Raw genomic sequence first — 19229 nt, 5'->3', positions numbered from 1 at the left:
AATATACAATCGCCAGCGAGTTAATGATGTCTTAAGTATTATTAAACTGTTATTGCAACCCCGATTAAATAAGTTAACAATCTGTAATAACCATTAGATATCCGAAGTGATAAAAAACATCCACCGCATTTATAACTTAATGATATCAAACCCATTTGCGTCCCATACAATTGGGTAGCGAACTTTTAATTTATTCATCACAATTATATTCAATTATTTCTGCAACCTTTTTCTCAGTCCAAAATTAGACAATTTGTAGGGTCGGAAAGGCTTTGTTGAATAAATCGAACTTTTGCTGAGTTGAAGGATCAGATCACGCATCTTCCCGACAACGCAGACCGTTCCGTGGCAAAGCAAAAGTTCAAAATCACCAACTGGCCCACCTACAATAAAGCCCTCATCAACCGTGGCTCCATAACTTTCTGGCTGGATGATGAAGCTATTCAGGCCTGGTATGAGTCAGCAACACCTTCTTCACGAGGCAGACCTCAGCGCTATTCTGACCTTGCCATCACGACTGTGCTGGTCATTAAACGCGTATTCAGGCTGACCCTGCGCGCTGCGCAGGGCTTTATTGATTCCATTTTTTCTCTGATGAACGTTCCGCTACGCTGCCCGGATTACAGCTGTGTCAGCAGGCGGGCAAAGTCGGTTAATGTCAGTTTCAAAACGCCCACCCGGGGTGAAATCGCACACCTGGTAATTGATTCCACCGGGCTGAAGGTCTTCGGTGAAGGCGAGTGGAAAGTCAAAAAGCATGGCCAGGAACGCCGCCGTATCTGGCGTAAGCTGCATCTCGCCGTTGACAGTAAAACACATGAAATCATCTGCGCTGACCTGTCGCTGAACAACGTTACGGACTCAGAGGCCTTCCCCGGGTTAATCCGGCAAACCCACCGGAAAATCAGGTCAGCCGCCGCCGATGGCGCTTACGATACCCGGCTATGTCACGATGAACTGCGGCGTAAGAAAATCAGCGCGCTTATCCCTCCCCGAAAAGGTGCGGGTTACTGGCCCGGTGAATATGCAGACCGTAACCGTGCAGTGGCTAATCAGCGAATGACCGGGAGTAATGCGCGGTGGAAATGGACAACAGATTACAATCGTCGCTCGATAGCGGAAACGGCGATGTACCGGGTAAAACAGCTGTTCGGGGGTTCACTGACGCTGCGTGACTACGATGGTCAGGTTGCGGAGGCTATGGCCCTGGTACGAGCGCTGAACAAAATGACGAAAGCAGGTATGCCTGAAAGCGTGCGTATTGCCTGAAAACACAACCCGCTACGGGGGAGACTTACCCGAAATCTGATTTATTCAACAAAGCCGGTCGGAAAAGCAAAACCCAGCACAATTAGCTAAAGCACATATCCTGTCAACCAGGCCAGCCGGGTGCGTTTTTGCCTGCAGGGGTTGACATGCACAGTCGTATCCAGTACCACTAAAAGCATATTGAATTTAACGGAGCACGATTCATGATTCGCACCATTCGTTTCACCGGTCTACTACTACTAAACGCATCCACTGTGCGCGGTAGACTGGCGGGCGAAATTCAGCGTTGAATCGTCACCAGTAAGACTAAAAACCCGCGCCACTGCGCGGGTTTTTTTATGCTCGTAGCAAGGCGCCCTAAGACTGACAAGGACCTAACCCATGAGCCAGCAAGTCATTATTTTCGATACAACTTTACGTGACGGTGAACAGGCATTACAGGCAAGCCTGAGTGTGAAAGAGAAACTGCAGATCGCGCTGGCTCTCGAACGTATGGGTGTCGACGTGATGGAGGTCGGTTTCCCTGTCTCTTCTCCGGGTGACTTCGAATCCGTGCAGACCATAGCGCGTACCATTAAGAACAGCCGCGTCTGTGGCCTGGCACGCTGTGTGGAAAAAGATATCGATGTTGCGGCCGAGTCGTTGAAGGTTGCCGAAGCATTCCGTATTCATACCTTTATTGCTACCTCTCCTATGCACATTGCCACCAAGCTGCGCAGCACGCTGGATGAGGTCATTGAGCGCGCGGTCTACATGGTCAAACGTGCCCGTAACTACACGGATGACGTTGAATTCTCCTGTGAAGATGCTGGCCGTACGCCGATTGAAGATTTGGCGCGCGTGGTGGAAGCTGCCATCAATGCGGGCGCTAAAACCATCAACATCCCGGACACTGTCGGCTACACCATGCCGTTTGAGTTCTCCAACATCATTACCGGTCTGTATGAACGCGTACCAAACATTGATCAAGCGATTATCTCCGTACATACCCACGATGACCTGGGGCTGGCCGTTGGCAACGCCATCGCTGCGGTGCACGCCGGTGCACGTCAGGTAGAAGGCGCGATGAACGGCATCGGTGAACGTGCAGGTAACTGTTCACTGGAAGAAGTGATCATGGCGATCAAAGTGCGCAAAGACATCATGAATGTGCATACCCGCATCAATCACAACGAAATCTGGCGTACCAGCCAGACCGTCAGCCAGATCTGCAACATGCCCATCCCGGCTAACAAGGCGATTGTGGGTACCGGCGCCTTTGCGCACTCCTCCGGTATTCATCAGGATGGCGTACTGAAAAACCGTGAAAACTACGAAATCATGACCCCGGAATCCATCGGCCTGAACCAGGTTCAGTTGAACCTGACCTCCCGTTCCGGTCGTGCGGCGGTGAAACACCGTATGGAAGAGATGGGTTATAAGGACAGCGATTACAACATGGATCAGCTGTACGACGCCTTCCTGAAGCTGGCCGATAAAAAAGGTCAGGTATTCGACTATGACCTGGAAGCGCTGGCCTTCATCAATAAACAGCAGGAAGAGCCTGAGCACTTCCGCCTCGATTACTTCAGCGTGCAGTCAGGCTCCAGCGACATTGCGACTGCCTCGGTCAAACTGGCCTGTGGCGAAGACATTAAGGCCGAAGCGGCAAACGGCAATGGCCCGGTTGATGCCATTTACCGCGCAATTAACCGCGTCACCGAGTACGACGTAGAGCTGGTGAAATATGACCTGACGGCCAAGGGCCATGGGGAGAATGCCCTGGGTCAGGTTGATATCGTGGTCACCCACAATGGCCGTCGTTTCCACGGTGTGGGCCTGGCGACGGATATTGTTGAATCCTCCGCGAAGGCGATGGTCCACGTGCTGAACAACATCTGGCGCGCCGCTGAAGTTGAAAAAGAGTTGCAACGCAAAGCTCAGAATAAAGAGAACAACAAGGAAACCGTGTAATGTCGAAGAATTACCATATTGCTGTGTTACCGGGTGACGGTATTGGCCCGGAAGTGATGGCACAGGCGCTGAAAGTACTGGAAGCCGTTCGTTCGCGTTTTGCGATGAAAATCTCCACCAGCCACTATGATGTGGGCGGTATCGCCATCGATAATCACGGTACTCCGCTGCCAAAAGCGACCGTTGAAGGGTGTGAAAATGCGGATGCAGTGCTGTTTGGCTCCGTGGGTGGCCCTAAATGGGAACACCTGCCGCCCGCCGGGCAGCCTGAGCGCGGCGCGCTGCTGCCACTGCGTAAACATTTTAAATTGTTCAGCAACCTGCGTCCGGCGAAGCTGTACCAGGGGCTGGAAACGTTCTGTCCGTTGCGTGCAGATATCGCGGCTAACGGCTTTGACATCCTGTGCGTGCGTGAACTGACCGGCGGGATCTACTTCGGGCAGCCTAAAGGGCGCGAAGGCAGCGGTCAGCATGAAAAAGCCTTTGATACCGAGGTCTATCACCGTTTTGAAATTGAACGTATCGCCCATATCGCCTTTGAGTCGGCGCGCAAACGTCGTCATAAAGTGACGTCTATCGATAAAGCGAACGTTCTGCAGTCTTCTATTTTGTGGCGTGAAATCGTCAGTGAAGTCGCGAAACAGTACCCGGATGTCGAACTGTCCCATATGTACATCGACAACGCGACCATGCAGCTGATTAAAGATCCGTCGCAGTTTGACGTTCTGCTGTGTTCCAACCTGTTCGGCGATATTCTCTCGGACGAGTGCGCAATGATCACAGGCTCTATGGGGATGTTGCCATCAGCCAGCCTCAATGAAGAGGGATTTGGCCTGTACGAACCTGCTGGCGGCTCCGCGCCCGATATCGCCGGCAAAAACATTGCCAACCCGATTGCGCAGATCCTCTCCCTGGCCTTGCTGTTGCGCTACAGCCTTGATGCCGGTGATGCAGCAACCGCAATTGAAAACGCCATTAACCGTGCGTTAGAAGAAGGTGTCCGTACCGGTGATTTAGCACGCGGCACGGCGGCAGTCAGTACCGATGAAATGGGCGACATTATTGCCCGCTATGTCGCTGAAGGGGTGTAATCATGGCGAAAACGTTATATGAAAAATTGTTTGATGCGCACGTAGTCTACGAGGCACCAAACGAAACCCCACTGTTGTATATCGATCGCCATCTGGTGCACGAGGTTACCTCCCCTCAGGCATTCGACGGACTGCGTGCGCATAAGCGCCCGGTGCGCCAGCCAGGTAAAACCTTCGCGACAATGGATCACAACGTTTCCACGCAAACCAAAGATATCAATGCGTCGGGCGAAATGGCGCGTATCCAGATGCAGGAGCTGATCAAAAACTGCAACGAATTTGGCGTCGAGCTCTACGATCTGAACCACCCGTATCAGGGTATCGTCCACGTAATGGGGCCAGAACAGGGCATCACCCTGCCCGGCATGACCATTGTCTGCGGTGACTCCCACACGGCCACCCACGGCGCGTTTGGGGCCCTGGCGTTCGGTATTGGTACCTCTGAAGTTGAACATGTTCTGGCGACGCAGACCCTGAAACAGGGCCGCGCCAAAACCATGAAGATTGAAGTGAAAGGCAAAGCGGCCCCGGGCATTACCGCCAAAGACATCGTGCTGGCCATCATCGGTAAAACCGGCAGCGCAGGCGGCACCGGTCACGTGGTTGAATTCTGCGGTGAAGCCATCCAGGCACTGAGCATGGAGGGCCGAATGACGCTCTGCAACATGGCCATTGAGATGGGGGCAAAAGCGGGCCTGGTTGCACCAGACGAAACAACCTTCAGCTATGTGAAGGGCCGTCTGCACGCGCCGAAAGACCAGGATTTTATTGAAGCAGTCGCGTACTGGAAAACCCTGAAAACCGACGATGGTGCGACGTTTGATACCGTGGTTACGCTGCAGGCGGAAGACATTGCGCCACAGGTGACCTGGGGAACCAACCCGGGCCAGGTGATTTCCGTTAACGATAACATTCCTGACCCGGACTCTTTCAGCGATCCGGTCGAGCGCGCCAGTGCGGAAAAAGCGCTGGCCTATATGGGTTTGAAGCCAGGCATTCCGTTGACTGACGTGACCATTGATAAAGTGTTTATCGGCTCCTGCACCAACTCCCGTATCGAAGATTTGCGCGCGGCGGCCGAGATTGCCAAAGGCCGTAAAGTGGCACCGGGCGTTCAGGCGCTGGTCGTGCCGGGTTCCGGCCCGGTGAAAGCCCAGGCGGAAGCCGAAGGCCTGGATAAGATCTTTATCGAAGCGGGCTTCGAATGGCGCCTGCCTGGCTGCTCCATGTGCCTGGCCATGAACAATGACCGCCTGAATCCTGGCGAGCGTTGTGCCTCCACCAGTAACCGTAACTTTGAAGGCCGTCAGGGCCGCGGTGGGCGTACTCACCTGGTCAGCCCGGCAATGGCCGCCGCTGCGGCAGTGACCGGTCATTTCGCCGATATTCGCAGCCTGAAATAAGGAGACAATCATGGCAGAGAAATTTACCCAACATACGGGCCGGGTTGTCCCACTGGACGCCGCTAACGTCGACACTGACGCCATCATTCCAAAGCAGTTTTTGCAGAAGGTGACCCGTACCGGGTTTGGCGCGCATCTGTTTAACGACTGGCGCTTCCTGGATGACAAAGGCGAAGTGCCCAATCCCGAGTTCGTGCTGAACTTCCCGGAGTTTAAAGGCGCATCGATTCTGCTGGCGCGTGAAAACTTTGGCTGCGGCTCTTCCCGTGAACATGCACCCTGGGCGCTCACCGACTACGGGTTCAAAGTGGTTATCGCCCCAAGCTTTGCCGATATCTTCTACGGCAACAGCTTTAATAACCAGCTGCTGCCGGTGACGCTGAGCGATGCGCAGGTAGACGAATTGTTCGCCCTGGTGAAGGCAAATCCTGGGATTTCGTTTGAAGTGGATCTGGAAGCGGAAGTGGTGAAAGCGGGTGATAAATCCTACAGCTTCAGCATTGACGCCTTTCGTCGTCACTGCATGCTGAATGGCCTGGACAGTATTGGCCTGACGCTGCAGCACGAAGATGCCATCTCCGCCTATGAGCAAAAACAGCCTGCGTTTATGGGGTAGGCTGCGTACCATCCCGGTGAAGATCAACATCGTCCAACAAAATGGTGCAGTACACCATCAGTGTTAATTGATGTGGGCCTCATCACTGTTTGCCTCTTGCGTCAGCCTGAGGCAAACAGCCTCGGCTGACGCCACGCGCTCTATGCGCCTTCTCAGACCCTGTCAGAAAATCGTTTTATTGCGTGAAGCCGCCTTCCAGAATCACACATCTTTTACCCGGCAGGTTAGCACCAGCGTCACCACGGAAATGGCCGCAATCATCCAGTACACTGACGCGTGACCGTAGGTTTGTGACAACGCCCCCTGAATCACCCCTGCCAGAATAACGCCCGTTGAAATGCTGTTGGTAAAGAGCGTAGTGGCAGAGCCTGCCCGTCCCGGCATTAAGTCCTGGAACCAGAGCATCCCAATCCCGGCCACGATGCCAATAAACACGGCATTAAACAGCTGCAGCGCAAGCAGTGCTTCGCGCGAATGGAAGACGATCAGCCCCAGATAAAAAAGCACTCCCGCCGCCACGGCGACGATCATCATGCGACGCTTTCCAAAACGCTTAACGTAATAACCCGCCAGGATCATCGCCGGAATTTCCAGGCCGGCAGCCGTCCCCATCAGGATCCCCGCAAGCTTGTCCGGCAACCCCAGATCGCTGCTGATCCACAGCGGCATATCAATGATGTACATGGTGTTGCAGGTCCACATCAGCATGGACGCGATAAACAGCATGCGGACGTTTTTATCCTGCCAGCCGCTCACCTGGGTGATGGGTTTATCGGTCGTCTGCTCCACTCGCGCCACCGAGGGTAGCGCAAAGGCAATCAGTATCAGGCTGATGACAAAAATGCCGGCAGCGATAGAAAACATGGTGGTAAAGCCATAGTTCAGCGCCAGCATAAACGCCAGCGGCGGGCCGATCACCCAGGCCAGAGAGAGCTGCGCACGCATGACCGAGCTGAACATCACCACTTCCCGCGCCGAGTTATCCGCGTATTCACGGGCCAGCGCGAACAGCTGCGGCATGGCGGTATTGGCGAGGGACGCCAGAAGCACGCCGCAGGTAATCAGCGTCAGGTAATGGCGATTGAAGGCAAACAGCAGCGCGTTACCCACGGCCATGGCGCAGCAAAAGAGGATCAGTTTGCGACGATCGCCCCGATTGTCCGATCGTTTTGCCAGTGCCAGACTGACCAGGATCCCGGCGATGGCGTTCACGGTATAAAACAACCCCACCCAAAACGGCTGCGCCCCCACCTCACGGCTGAGAAACAGACTCAGCGTCGGAGCCTGCAATGCCCCCGCCACGCCCATCATAAAGGCCACCAGCATAAAAGCGGCATACACGCCGTTCAGGCGTCGCCCCATCGTCATCAACCAGAGCATGCGCAAGTCCTTGTGAAAGCGAATCGAAAGTGGGTGAATAGTAAACGAAAAAAGCCAGCAAAAACATTTTGCTGGCGGGTGATAAGCACCAATACTCAGTCACACATGATCGAGGCGAGTTAGCAAGAAGAGGTCGGTTTCGTAACGTCCCACTGCATCAGATCTTCCAGGATTTTCAACCGTTGCTCTGCACACTGGCGGGCCAGCCAGGACGCTCCCTGCGTCGATGAAAAATAACGCTGATAAAACTGACGTGCGGTAGACCTCTTCATAATTTACCTCCTCACTTCATCGGGAAGAATTATTGGCCTAATATAGGGATTAATAAATTGCTGATTTTTTGTCAGGAGTTCCCCTTTTATGCCATCTGGTCGTCTGCAACAACAATTTATCCGCCTCTGGCAATGCTGCGAGGGGCGATCGCAGGAGACCACGCTGAACGAGCTGGCGGACCTGCTCAGCTGTTCGCGCCGGCACATGCGCACGCTGCTTAATACCATGCAGCAGCAGGGCTGGCTCAACTGGGAGGCAGAGGCGGGTCGCGGAAAACGCTCGCGCCTGACCTTCCTGTATACCGGGCTGGCGTTGCAGCAGCAGCGGGCGGAAGACCTGCTGGAACAGGACCGCATCGACCAGCTGGTGCAGCTGGTGGGGGACAAAGCGGCAGTACGCCAGATGCTGGTGTCGCATCTCGGGCGCAGCTTTCGTCAGGGTCGCCACATTCTGCGGGTGCTCTACTATCGACCGATGAAAAACCTGTTACCCGGCACGGCGTTACGCCGCTCTGAAACCCATATGGCCCGACAAATATTCAGCGGCCTGACGCGCATAAATGAGGAAAATGGGGAACTGGAAGCGGATATTGCGCACCACTGGCAGCAACTTTCTCCTCTTCACTGGCGCTTCTTTCTACGTCCTGGTATTCATTTCCATCACGGCCGCGAGCTGGAGATGGTCGATGTGATTGCCTCTTTAGAGCGCGCCTGCACGCTACCGCTCTATTCCCATATTTCACGCATTCACTCCCCTACGGCATGGACACTGGATGTTGAACTGTCTCAGCCGGACAAATGGCTTCCGTGGCTGCTGGGCTATGTGCCGTCGATGATTTTGCCCGGTGAATGGGAATCGATGAATAATTTTGCCAGCCTGCCGATCGGCACCGGCCCCTACTCTGTATCGCGCAATAACAACAACCAGCTGAAAATCCGCGCTTTTGATGACTATTTTGGCTACCGGGCGCTGATCGACGAAGTGAACGTGTGGGTATTACCGGATCTCAACGAAGAGCTGAGCGCCGGGCTGACGCTGGAAGGGCCTACCACGGGCGAAAAGGCCGTGGAGAGCCGGCTCGAAGAAGGGTGCTACTACCTGCTGTTCGACAGCCGTACCCATCGCGGGGCAAACCATGAAGTGCGCAAATGGATAAGCCACGTGTTGTCGCCCTCCAGCCTGATTTATCATGCGGAGGAGCAGTACCAGACCTACTGGTTCCCGGCGTATGGTCTGCTTCCTCGCTGGCATCACGCCCGCCCGACATACTGCGACAAGCCCGCCGGACTGGAGTCCATCACCCTGACCTACTATCGCGAGCACGTTGAACACCGCTTTATCGCCAGAATTATGACCCGACTGCTGGCCGCCGTTGGGGTGAGGCTGGATGTCAAAGAGGTGGATTACGATGAATGGCATCAGGGAGAGATCGTCAGCGACATCTGGCTCAACAGCGCCAACTTTACCCTGCCGCTTGATTTCTCGCTCTTCTCTCACCTGTATGAGGTCCCGCTTATCCAGCACTGCATAGACCGGGACTGGCAGCAGGACGCGGCACGCTGGCGCGCCGGCGACATGAATCTGGCCTCATGGTGCCAGCAGTTGCTGGCTGAACAAGCGATCGTGCCGTTGATCCACCACTGGCTGATGATCCAGGGGCAGCGTAGTATGCGCGGTGTCAGAATGAATACGCTGGGCTGGTTTGATTTTAAATCCGCCTGGTTTTCGCCGCCGGAGCCATAACACTTTCGTAATATTTGCCAAATCATTACAATAGCGCCGTTCTCAACGGGGTGCTGCATCACTGATGTGCGCTGAGATAATACCCGTCGAACCTGATCCGGATAACGCCGGCGAAGGGATTTGAGGCTGTCACTCAAAATCCTTTGCCACTCAACCTTGAGGTGCAAAGTGTTAAAAAAAGTTCTCCCCCTTCTGGCGCTGTTTGCGCTGCCTGCTGTCGCGAAGCCCGTCCTGACGGTCTACACCTACGACTCCTTCTCAGCCGACTGGGGGCCGGGTCCGGTGGTGAAAAAAGCCTTTGAAGCTGACTGTCAGTGCGAACTGAAGTTCGTGGCGCTGGAAGATGGCGTCTCGCTGCTTAACCGCCTGCGCATGGAAGGCAAAAACAGTAAAGCCGATGTGGTGCTTGGGCTGGATAACAACCTGCTGGAGGCCGCCTCGAAAACCAGACTGTTTGCCAAAAGCGGCGTCGCCACCGATGCCGTCAGCGTCCCGGGCGGCTGGCAGAACGACACCTTTGTGCCGTTCGATTACGGTTACTTCGCGTTTGTTTACGACAAAAACAAGCTTAAAAACCCGCCGAAAAGCCTGAAGGAACTGGTCGAAAGCGAGCAGAAATGGCGCGTTATTTATGAAGATCCTCGCACCAGTACGCCAGGACTGGGGCTGCTGCTGTGGATGCAGAAAGTCTACGGCGATGACGCTCCGCAAGCGTGGCAGAAACTGGCCGCCAAAACCGTCACCGTGACAAAAGGCTGGAGCGAAGCCTACGGTCTGTTCCTGAAAGGGGAAAGTGATCTGGTTCTGAGCTACACCACCTCCCCGGCTTACCACATCATCGCCGAGAAGAAAGACAATTACGCCGCCGCCAGTTTTGCTGAAGGGCACTATCTGCAGGTCGAAGTGGCAGCCCGCACGGCATCCAGCAAACAGCCCGAACTGGCCGAGAAGTTCCTGAAATTTATGGTCTCCCCGGCATTCCAGAACGCGATTCCAGCGGGTAACTGGATGTACCCCGTGACCAGCGTGGCGTTGCCAGCGGGCTTTGAGAAACTGACCAAACCGCAAACCTCGCTGGAGTTTACGCCTCAGCAGGTTGCCGCACAGCGAGCAGCATGGGTAAGTGAATGGCAACGCGCCGTCAGCCGTTAATTCCCGGCTGGTTAATTCCTGGGCTGCTCGCCGCCGTATTGATGGTGGCGGTCAGTCTGGGCGCATTCCTTGCCTTGTGGTTTAACGCGCCAGAGAGCGACCTGTTCGCGCTCTGGCACGACAGCTATCTCTGGCACGTTATCCGTTTCTCTTTCTGGCAGGCCTTTCTCTCTGCGCTGCTGTCGGTTATCCCCGCCATTTTCCTGGCACGCGCGCTTTATCGCCGCCGTTTCCCCGGCAGGCAGGCCCTGCTGCGCCTGTGCGCCATGACGCTGATCCTGCCGGTCCTGGTGGCCGTGTTTGGCATCCTGAGCGTCTATGGTCGTCAGGGGTGGCTGGCTTCACTATTCGGCCTGTTGGGTCTGGAGTGGCGCTTCTCGCCCTACGGACTGAAGGGCATTCTGCTGGCGCACGTCTTTTTCAATATGCCGATGGCGACCAGACTCTTTTTACAGGCACTGGAAAACATCCCCGGTGAACAGCGCCAGCTTGCCGCCCAGTTGGGCATGCGCGGCGTATCCTTCTTCCGCCTGGTCGAATGGCCGTGGCTGCGTCGTCAGATCCCGCCGGTTGCGGCTCTGATCTTTATGCTCTGTTTCGCCAGTTTTGCCACCATGCTTTCACTCGGCGGCGGCCCGCAGGCCACCACCATCGAACTGGCAATTTACCAGGCGCTCAGTTACGACTATGACCCCGGCCGCGCCGCGCTGCTGGCGATGGTGCAGATGGTTTGCTGCCTGTGCCTTGTGCTGCTGAGCCAGCGTCTGAGCAAAGCCATCCCGCCGGGCAGTAATCAGATAACCGGCTGGCGCGACCCGCAGGACAGCATGCATAGCCGAATTGCTGACCTGCTGCTTATCACGCTGGCGCTGCTGCTTCTGCTTCCGCCACTGATGGCCGTCATCGTCGATGGCCTGAACCTGAATCTCGTTACCGTGTTGCAGCAGCCCGTTCTCTGGCAGGCAACGTGGACCTCGTTACGGATCGCGCTGGCCGCCGGGCTGCTGTGTGTCATGCTGACCATGATGCTTTTATGGAGCAGCCGCGAGCTTTACGCGCGTCAGGCTCGTAAAGCCGGGCATGCCCTGGAGCTGACAGGCATGCTGATCCTGGCGATGCCCGGCATTGTACTGGCGACGGGGTTCTTTTTACTGTTCAACAGCACTATTGGCCTGCCGGAAAACGCCGACGGCATCGTGATTTTCACCAATGCCCTGATGGCGATCCCCTACGCGCTGAAGGTGCTGGAAAATCCGATGCGAGACATCAACAGCCGCTACGCGCTGCTGTGCCAGTCGCTCGGTCTGCAGGGCTGGCAGCGGCTAAAGATTATCGAACTGCGTGCGCTGAAACGCCCGCTGGCCCAGGCCCTGGCCTTCGCCTGTGTGCTCTCAATTGGTGATTTTGGTGTCGTGGCGCTCTTCGGTAATGAAGATTTCCGCACCCTGCCGTACTGGCTGTACCAGCAAATTGGCTCCTATCGTAGCCAGGAGGGAGCCGTCACGGCGCTGCTGTTACTGGTGCTCTGCTTTGCCTTATTTACCGTTATCGAAAAACTTCCGGGGCGTAATGTTAAAACTGACTGATGTAACCTGGCTCTACCAGCATCTGCCAATGCGCTTCTCCCTTTCGGTTCGTCAGGGAGAGATGATTGCGGTTCTGGGTCCGAGCGGGGCCGGAAAGAGTACTTTGCTCAATCTGATTGCCGGTTTTCTGCAACCGGCCAGCGGGTCGATAGTGATTGAAAACCGCGACCATACGCGCACGCCACCCGCCCGACGTCCGGTGTCGATGCTGTTCCAGGAAAACAATCTGTTCATGCACCTGACAGTGCGGCAAAACATCGCCCTGGGTATGGATCCTGGCCTGAAACTCAACGACGGTCAGCGCCAGAAGCTGGAGCTGATTGCCGCTCAGATGGGCATTACCGCGTTTATTGACCGCCTCCCCGAAGCCCTCTCCGGCGGGCAGCGTCAGCGGGTAGCGCTGGCGCGCTGCCTGGTGCGCGAGCAGCCCATACTGCTTCTGGATGAGCCCTTCTCTGCACTCGATCCTGCCTTGCGTCAGGAGATGCTTACCCTGGTGCAGGACGTGTGCCAGCGTCAGCAGCTGACAATGCTGATGGTTTCACACAGCATCGAGGATGCCGCGCGGATTGCGCCACGATCGGTGGTCATTGCAGAAGGGCGAATTGCATGGGATGGCGGCACAGAGGAACTGCTCAGTGGTCACGCTGGGGCGTCGTCATTGTTGGGCATCAGTGCGGGCTGACCCTCTCCCACGGGAGAGGGAAACAGATTAACGGCTCACCACCTTCAAGAGGATTTCACCGTACACCGGCATCAGCGGGTGGCGAATCAGGGCGACCAGCGCCACCACGGCAACCCCCAGCATTAACGGCGCGAGCCACAACAGGCGCGAGCGTGGCAGATAACGCGTCAGGCGATCAACATTCGCTTTCGCGCTGCGCCACAGTCGCCAGCACAACCAGGCAGCGATCCACAACAGCAGGGCCGTAGCCAGCAACAACCACTTAAACTCACTGCTTTGCATTCCGTCAGGAATATCAACGGTCGCCCCCGCCAGGATCCCCGGCAGAAAGTAGAACGGCGGCCAGAAAACACAGCCGATGATGTTCGGCACCACGAATTTCGCAACAGGCAGATCCAGCATCCCCGCGACCATCGGCACCAGCGGACGCGTTGGTCCAACAAAGCGACCCACGAGGATAGTGAACATGCTGTGCTGATGCAGCGCGTGTTCGGTTTTATCCAGCAAGGCTTTGTTCTTTTTCATGAACGACCAGCGGTGCAGCGGTTTCTTAAAGCGCCAGCCCAGCCAGAAGGAGATCCAGTCGCCAAGTAAACAGCCGATAATCCCCGCCATCCACGCCTGCCAGAAATTCACTTCACCGCTGCCAATCAACGCGCCCAGCCCCGCCATCATCACCGTGCCGGGGAGGATCAACCCAACAAGTGCAAGCGATTCCAGAAACGCCACCAGCGCAACGGCGATAAGCGAATACATAACGGACTGGGTGATAAAATGTTCCAGCAATGCCTGCATAACTATTCCGGTCAGAAAACGAATCAGGGATTCTGCTTAGCGCCCTGCACCGCGTCAAGACAACAATTGTCTGAATAGTTTACAGGTTGCTTCCACAGTTCACCTGCTTGTTTATCTTTTTTTACCGTTTATTCACATCCTGCCCGGAATTCACTGGGGCTGGCACCGGTGCATTTTTTAAATACTCGGGAGAAATAGAGCTGATCTTCAAAGCCCACATTGCGCCCCACGGTGGCAATGGGCATGCGGGTGGTGCTGAGCAGGAGCTTCGCCTGGCTGATACGCTGGTCCTCACGCCAGCTCAGAACGCTAACGCCCAGCTGCTGACGGAACAGATGTGACAGCCGCGACGGTGAGAGACACACATGCTGGGCGACGCTGGCGATATCGAACTGGCTGTCGGCCAGATGGTCGCTGATGTACTGGCAGGCGTCGCGCACGCGGTTGTCCAGCGGAGGATTAAGTGACGCGTTTATCGCCTCCATCCGGCGCAACAGCACCTGTTCAAGCAGGTTAATCGCCAGCAGTTCGGCATACCGGCCACCCGCCTGCCCCGCTTCAATAATTTGGGCAAAGAGTTCGCGGAACTGAGCCAGATGAACCTCGTCCGGGCGATAAAAACCGGTGTGCGCAAAAATAGCCGGCCACGAGAGCCACTCCTGCCAGTAGGCGCGCGGGCGGAAGTAGACCCACTGGTGATACCACTCTTTGGCCTCCGGGTGACGCCCGTAGTGGTGGATCTCCCCCGGCGGAAACAGCAGTATATCGCCCGGACGGCAGACAAACTGCTGATCGTTATTTTTGATAATCCCTTCCCCACGCACCGTCAGGTTCAGAATATACCCTTTCATCCCGAGCGGTCGGTCGACGTAAAAATCGAGATATCCCTCAGCCTCGATAGGGGTCAGCCCCGCCACCAGGTGAGCATTAAACGAGTAGCCCGGTAATAAGGGATCGTTTTGCGTTTCGGCCATAGATTCAGTTCTCCCAAGGGTCCTGAAGGAAACCAATTGTCCATATCGATAAAAGCAGTATAAAAATGGCCCGCGAAAAGATCCAAAAAGCATCACGCCTCTTTTACGTCCGCCATGTTTCAGCCTTTCCCCCTGATTTGTCTGCCCACGGGGGCAGATCAGCAGTAACAAAAGTGTCTATAAGTGCGGCAGAAATGTCCACATTGATTATTTGCACGGCGTCACACTTTCTATTGCAACAGCAATTTAGTCCATAAGATTAGCGGATCCTGCCTGACGATTTTCGCCTCCAGTCTCTAATGTTCTCTCATACCTGTTTTTTGATGGAGCAACACCATGGCAATTGCGATTGGCCTCGATTTTGGCAGCGACTCGGTTCGCGCTCTGGCAGTGGACTGTACAAGCGGCCAGGAAATAGCAACCAGCGTTGAGTGGTACCCGCGCTGGCAAGAGGGGCGCTACTGCGATGCGCCAAATAACCAGTTCCGTCACCATCCACGTGACTACATTGAGTCGATGGAAGCGGCAATCAAAACCGTACTGACTGAACTGACCGACGCCCAGCGGGCAGAAATCGTCGGGATTGGCGTCGACAGTACCGGCTCAACGCCAGCCCCTGTGGATGCCGAAGGCCATGTTCTGGCGCTGCGTCCGGAGTTTGCTGATAACCCGAACGCCATGTTCGTGCTGTGGAAAGATCACACCGCCGTTGAAGAGGCCGAAGCCATTACCCGCTTGTGTCACCAGCCCGGTAAAACGGACTACTCGCGCTACATCGGCGGTATTTACTCCAGTGAATGGTTCTGGGCCAAGATCCTCCACGTAACCCGCACGGACGCATCCGTTGCGCAGGCCGCGGTATCCTGGATTGAACTGTGCGACTGGGTACCAGCCCTGCTCTCCGGTACCACGCGTCCGCAGGATATCCGCCGCGGACGCTGCAGCGCCGGACACAAATCCCTGTGGCATGAAAGCTGGGGTGGCCTGCCACCGGCGGCGTTCTTCGATGAACTCGATCCCGTCATCAACACGAGTCTGCAATACCCGCTGTTCACCGACACCTTCACCGCCGATATTCCGGTGGGTACGCTTTGTGAAGAGTGGGCGACGCGCCTGGGTCTGCCGCAAAACGTGGCCATCTCCGGCGGGGCGTTTGACTGTCACATGGGCGCGGTGGGTGCCGGTGCCCAGCCAAACACGCTGGTGAAGGTTATCGGCACCTCCACCTGCGACATTCTCACCGCGGATAAAGCCAGCGTAGGCGATCGGGCGGTAAAAGGCATCTGCGGCCAGGTTGACGGTAGCGTCGTACCGGAGTTTATCGGTCTGGAAGCGGGTCAGTCCGCCTTTGGCGATATCTACGCCTGGTTTGGCCGCGTGCTGGGCTGGCCGCTGGATCAGCTGGCCGCGGCACATCCTGAGCTGAAGACCCAGATTGCCGAAAGTAAAAAGCAGCTTTTGCCGCAGCTCACCGCCGCGTGGGCAAAGAATCCTTCTCTCGATCACCTGCCGGTGGTGCTCGACTGGTTCAACGGTCGCCGTACGCCATTTGCCAACCAGCGCCTGAAAGGGGTGATCACCGATCTTAACCTCGCCACCGACGCGCCAGCGCTGTTTGGCGGCCTGATTGCCGCAACTGCCTTTGGGGCGCGCGCCATTATGGAGTGCTTCACCGAGCAGGGCATCGACGTCAACAACGTGATGGCACTGGGCGGCATCGCCCGTAAAAACCCGGTAATCATGCAGGCCTGTTGTGACGTGCTGAACCGTCCGCTGCAGATTGTCGCCTCCGATCAGTGCTGCGCCCTCGGTGCAGCGATCTTCGCGGCCGTTGCGGCAGGCGTTCATGCCGATATCCCGACCGCGCAGCAGCACATGGCGAGCGCTTTCGAAAATACCCTCCAGCCGCGTGCTCAGCAGGCGCAGCGTTTTGAACAGCTTTATCAGCGCTATCAGCAATGGGCAAAAAGCGCCGAACTTCACTATCTCCCTGTCGCCGCCCCGGCCAAACACACCGCGGACACTACGGCAACCCTGACACATTAAGGACACAATAATGACCATTTTTAATAATTATGAAGTGTGGTTTGTCATTGGCAGCCAACATCTGTACGGGCCGGAAGCGCTGCAACAGGTGACGAAACATGCTGAGCACGTGGTCAACGCGCTCAATGCAGAGGCTAAACTGCCGTGCAAACTGGTGCTCAAACCGCTCGGCACGACCCCGGATGAGATCACGAACATCTGCCGCGACGCGAACTACGACGATAAATGCGCTGGCATGGTGGTGTGGCTGCACACCTTCTCGCCGGCCAAAATGTGGATCAACGGTCTGGCCATCCTCAATAAACCACTGATGCAGTTCCATACCCAGTTCAACGCGTCCCTGCCGTGGGACAGCATTGATATGGACTTTATGAACCTGAACCAGACCGCGCACGGCGGCCGCGAGTTCGGCTTTATCGGCGCACGTATGCGCCAGCAGCATGCGGTCGTCACCGGCCACTGGCAGGATCAGCAGGCGCAAAAACGTATCGGCTCCTGGATGCGCCAGGCGGTGTCACGACAAGATACTCGCCACCTGAAAGTGGTGCGTTTCGGCGACAACATGCGTGAAGTGGCGGTCACCGACGGCGATAAAGTTGCCGCACAGATTAAATTTGGTTTCTCGGTGAATACCTGGGCCGTGGGCGACCTGGTGCAGGTGGTGAATGAAATCAGCGATGGCGACGTAAGCGCGCTGGTCGACGAATACGAAAGCAGCTACCGTCTGACCCCTGCGGCACAAATTCACGGTGACAAACGCCAGAACGTGCTGGATGCAGCACGTATCGAACTGGGCATGAAACGCTTCCTGGAACAGGGTGGCTTCCATGCTTTTACCACCACCTTTGAAGACCTCCACGGTCTGAAACAACTGCCCGGCCTGGCGGTACAACGTCTGATGCAGCAGGGCTACGGCTTTGCCGGCGAAGGCGACTGGAAAACTGCCGCTCTGCTTCGCATTATGAAAGTGATGTCAACCGGTCTGCAGGGCGGCACCTCCTTTATGGAGGACTACACCTACCACTTCGAAAACGGCAACGACCTGGTACTGGGCTCGCATATGCTGGAAGTGTGTCCTTCCATTGCCGTTGAAGAGAAACCGATCCTCGACGTGCAGTACCTTGGCATTGGCGGAAAAGCCGACCCGGCACGTCTGATCTTCAACACCCGTACCGGTCCTGCCATCAACGCCAGTCTGATTGACCTGGGCGACCGTTTCCGCCTGCTGGTGAACTGTGTGGATGCAGTTGAAACCCCGCATTCTCTGCCAAAACTGCCGGTCGCCAACGCCCTGTGGAAAGCGCAGCCTGACCTGCCAACCGCCTCGGAAGCCTGGATCCTGGCCGGTGGCGCGCACCACACCGTCTTCAGCCACGCGCTGGATCTGAACGACATGCGTCAGTTCGCCGAACTGCACGACATCGAACTGACCGTCATTGATAACGATACCCGCCTGCCCGCGTTCAAAGACGCGCTGCGCTGGAACGAAGTCTATTACGGTTCAAAACGTTAACAGGGGAATCTTTGGCCTGCCGCAGGGTGGGCCTCTTTTCCTGGAGGATTGCATGTTAGAAGATCTCAAACGTCAGGTACTTGAAGCCAACCTGGCGCTGCCCAAACACAATCTGGTGACGCTGACCTGGGGCAACGTCAGCGCCGTTGACCGCGAGCACGGCGTCTTCGTGATAAAGCCGTCAGGGGTGGATTACACGGTAATGACCGCAGAAGATATGGTTGTCGTCAGCATCGCCACGGGCGAAGTGGTGGAAGGAAAGAAAAAACCCTCCTCCGACACGCCAACGCATCGCCTGCTCTACCAGGCCTTTCCGACCATTGGCGGTATTGTGCATACCCATTCGCGTCATGCGACCATCTGGGCGCAGGCCGGCCAGTCCATTCCGGCGACCGGAACCACGCACGCAGACTACTTTTACGGCACCATTCCCTGCACCCGTTTGATGACTGATGAAGAGATCAACGGCGAGTATGAGTGGGAAACCGGCAACGTTATCGTCGAAACGTTTGAAAAACAGGGTATCGACGCTGCGCAAATGCCCGGCGTGCTGGTGCACTCCCATGGACCTTTTGCCTGGGGCAAAAACGCCGAAGATGCGGTACATAACGCGATTGTGCTGGAAGAGGTCGCGTATATGGGCATTTTCTGCCGCCAGCTGGCTCCGCAGCTTCCGGATATGCAGCCAACCCTGCTGGATAAACACTACCTGCGTAAACATGGCGCAAAAGCCTATTACGGGCAGTAAAC

At 56.0% G+C, this 19229-nt stretch carries 16 protein-coding genes and 1 riboswitch; of the genes, 12 read left to right on the top strand and 4 right to left on the bottom strand.

The window, feature by feature from the left end; all coding sequences use genetic code 11:
* Window positions 1–345: 345 nt before the first annotated feature.
* From HV340_RS03430 to leuD, 5 genes are all read left to right on the top strand, one after another.
* Complete coding sequence (locus tag HV340_RS03430; protein ID WP_001118619.1) at window positions 346–1269, top strand: IS5-like element IS903B family transposase; 924 nt, start codon at window positions 346–348, stop codon at window positions 1267–1269.
* A 381-nt stretch (window positions 1270–1650) separates the two neighbouring features.
* On the top strand, window positions 1651–3222 hold the full coding sequence (gene leuA / locus HV340_RS03420; protein ID WP_014168617.1) for a 2-isopropylmalate synthase: 1572 nt from the start codon (window positions 1651–1653) through the stop codon (window positions 3220–3222).
* Entirely contained in the window at window positions 3222–4313 is a 1092-nt protein-coding gene (leuB, locus tag HV340_RS03415; RefSeq protein ID WP_020882572.1) for a 3-isopropylmalate dehydrogenase, read from the top strand. The genes leuA and leuB overlap by 1 nt, the downstream gene beginning before the upstream one ends.
* A gap of 2 nt (window positions 4314–4315) precedes the next feature.
* The gene (gene leuC / locus HV340_RS03410; RefSeq protein WP_059306541.1) at window positions 4316–5716 is read left to right on the top strand and encodes a 3-isopropylmalate dehydratase large subunit; all 1401 of its coding nucleotides are present in this window, start codon (window positions 4316–4318) and stop codon (window positions 5714–5716) included.
* A 10-nt stretch (window positions 5717–5726) separates the two neighbouring features.
* On the top strand, window positions 5727–6332 hold the full coding sequence (gene leuD, locus HV340_RS03405) for a 3-isopropylmalate dehydratase small subunit (protein ID WP_014168614.1): 606 nt from the start codon (window positions 5727–5729) through the stop codon (window positions 6330–6332).
* 201 nt (window positions 6333–6533) lie between these two features.
* Here the strand turns inward: leuD and HV340_RS03400 are convergent, their stop codons facing one another.
* Window positions 6534–7712 (bottom strand): sugar efflux transporter, encoded by a 1179-nt coding sequence (locus HV340_RS03400; RefSeq protein ID WP_020882570.1) that lies wholly within the window; start codon window positions 7710–7712, stop codon window positions 6534–6536.
* 119 nt (window positions 7713–7831) lie between these two features.
* Window positions 7832–7984, bottom strand: a complete 153-nt coding sequence (gene sgrT, locus HV340_RS03395; protein WP_059306542.1) for a glucose uptake inhibitor SgrT — start codon at window positions 7982–7984, stop codon at window positions 7832–7834.
* An 88-nt stretch (window positions 7985–8072) separates the two neighbouring features.
* On the opposite strand from sgrT, the gene sgrR reads away from it, so the two are divergent.
* From sgrR to thiQ, 4 genes are all read left to right on the top strand, one after another.
* The gene (gene sgrR / locus HV340_RS03390; protein ID WP_059306543.1) at window positions 8073–9728 is read left to right on the top strand and encodes an HTH-type transcriptional regulator SgrR; all 1656 of its coding nucleotides are present in this window, start codon (window positions 8073–8075) and stop codon (window positions 9726–9728) included.
* Window positions 9729–9764: 36 nt separating this feature from the next.
* Window positions 9765–9865: riboswitch (TPP riboswitch) on the top strand.
* A 31-nt stretch (window positions 9866–9896) separates the two neighbouring features.
* Window positions 9897–10880: a thiamine ABC transporter substrate binding subunit gene (gene thiB, locus HV340_RS03385; protein ID WP_063925655.1), complete on the top strand. Its 984-nt coding sequence runs from the start codon at window positions 9897–9899 to the stop codon at window positions 10878–10880.
* A complete protein-coding gene (gene thiP, locus HV340_RS03380) occupies window positions 10856–12466 on the top strand; it encodes a thiamine/thiamine pyrophosphate ABC transporter permease ThiP (protein WP_063925656.1) in 1611 nt (536 codons plus the stop codon). Before thiB ends, thiP begins: the two co-directional genes overlap by 25 nt.
* Window positions 12450–13151, top strand: coding sequence for a thiamine ABC transporter ATP-binding protein ThiQ (thiQ, locus tag HV340_RS03375; protein ID WP_020882567.1), 702 nt, complete (start codon window positions 12450–12452; stop codon window positions 13149–13151). The genes thiP and thiQ overlap by 17 nt, the downstream gene beginning before the upstream one ends.
* Before the next feature lie 27 nt (window positions 13152–13178).
* On the opposite strand, the gene HV340_RS03370 is transcribed toward thiQ, so the two are convergent.
* Both HV340_RS03370 and araC read right to left on the bottom strand, forming a co-directional pair.
* Window positions 13179–13946 (bottom strand): DedA family protein, encoded by a 768-nt coding sequence (locus tag HV340_RS03370; RefSeq protein ID WP_063925657.1) that lies wholly within the window; start codon window positions 13944–13946, stop codon window positions 13179–13181.
* 128 nt (window positions 13947–14074) lie between these two features.
* Window positions 14075–14920: an arabinose operon transcriptional regulator AraC gene (gene araC, locus HV340_RS03365; RefSeq protein ID WP_063925658.1), complete on the bottom strand. Its 846-nt coding sequence runs from the start codon at window positions 14918–14920 to the stop codon at window positions 14075–14077.
* A 336-nt stretch (window positions 14921–15256) separates the two neighbouring features.
* Here araC and araB point away from each other — a divergent pair, with 336 nt between their 5' ends.
* Genes araB through araD form a run of 3 tightly spaced genes read left to right on the top strand, consistent with a single transcriptional unit; the run spans window position 15257 to window position 19227 of the window.
* Complete coding sequence (gene araB, locus HV340_RS03360) at window positions 15257–16966, top strand: ribulokinase (RefSeq protein ID WP_181216291.1); 1710 nt, start codon at window positions 15257–15259, stop codon at window positions 16964–16966.
* A 10-nt stretch (window positions 16967–16976) separates the two neighbouring features.
* Entirely contained in the window at window positions 16977–18479 is a 1503-nt protein-coding gene (araA, locus tag HV340_RS03355; RefSeq protein ID WP_059306547.1) for an L-arabinose isomerase, read from the top strand.
* Between the two features lie 52 nt (window positions 18480–18531).
* Window positions 18532–19227, top strand: coding sequence for an L-ribulose-5-phosphate 4-epimerase (gene araD / locus HV340_RS03350; protein WP_032679615.1), 696 nt, complete (start codon window positions 18532–18534; stop codon window positions 19225–19227).
* Window positions 19228–19229 lie beyond the last annotated feature (2 nt).

Source organism: Enterobacter sp. RHBSTW-00975 (genome assembly GCF_013615235.1).
Taxonomy (GTDB): Bacteria; Pseudomonadota; Gammaproteobacteria; order Enterobacterales; family Enterobacteriaceae; genus Enterobacter; species Enterobacter ludwigii.
This window is presented reverse-complemented; position numbering and strand designations above follow the sequence as displayed.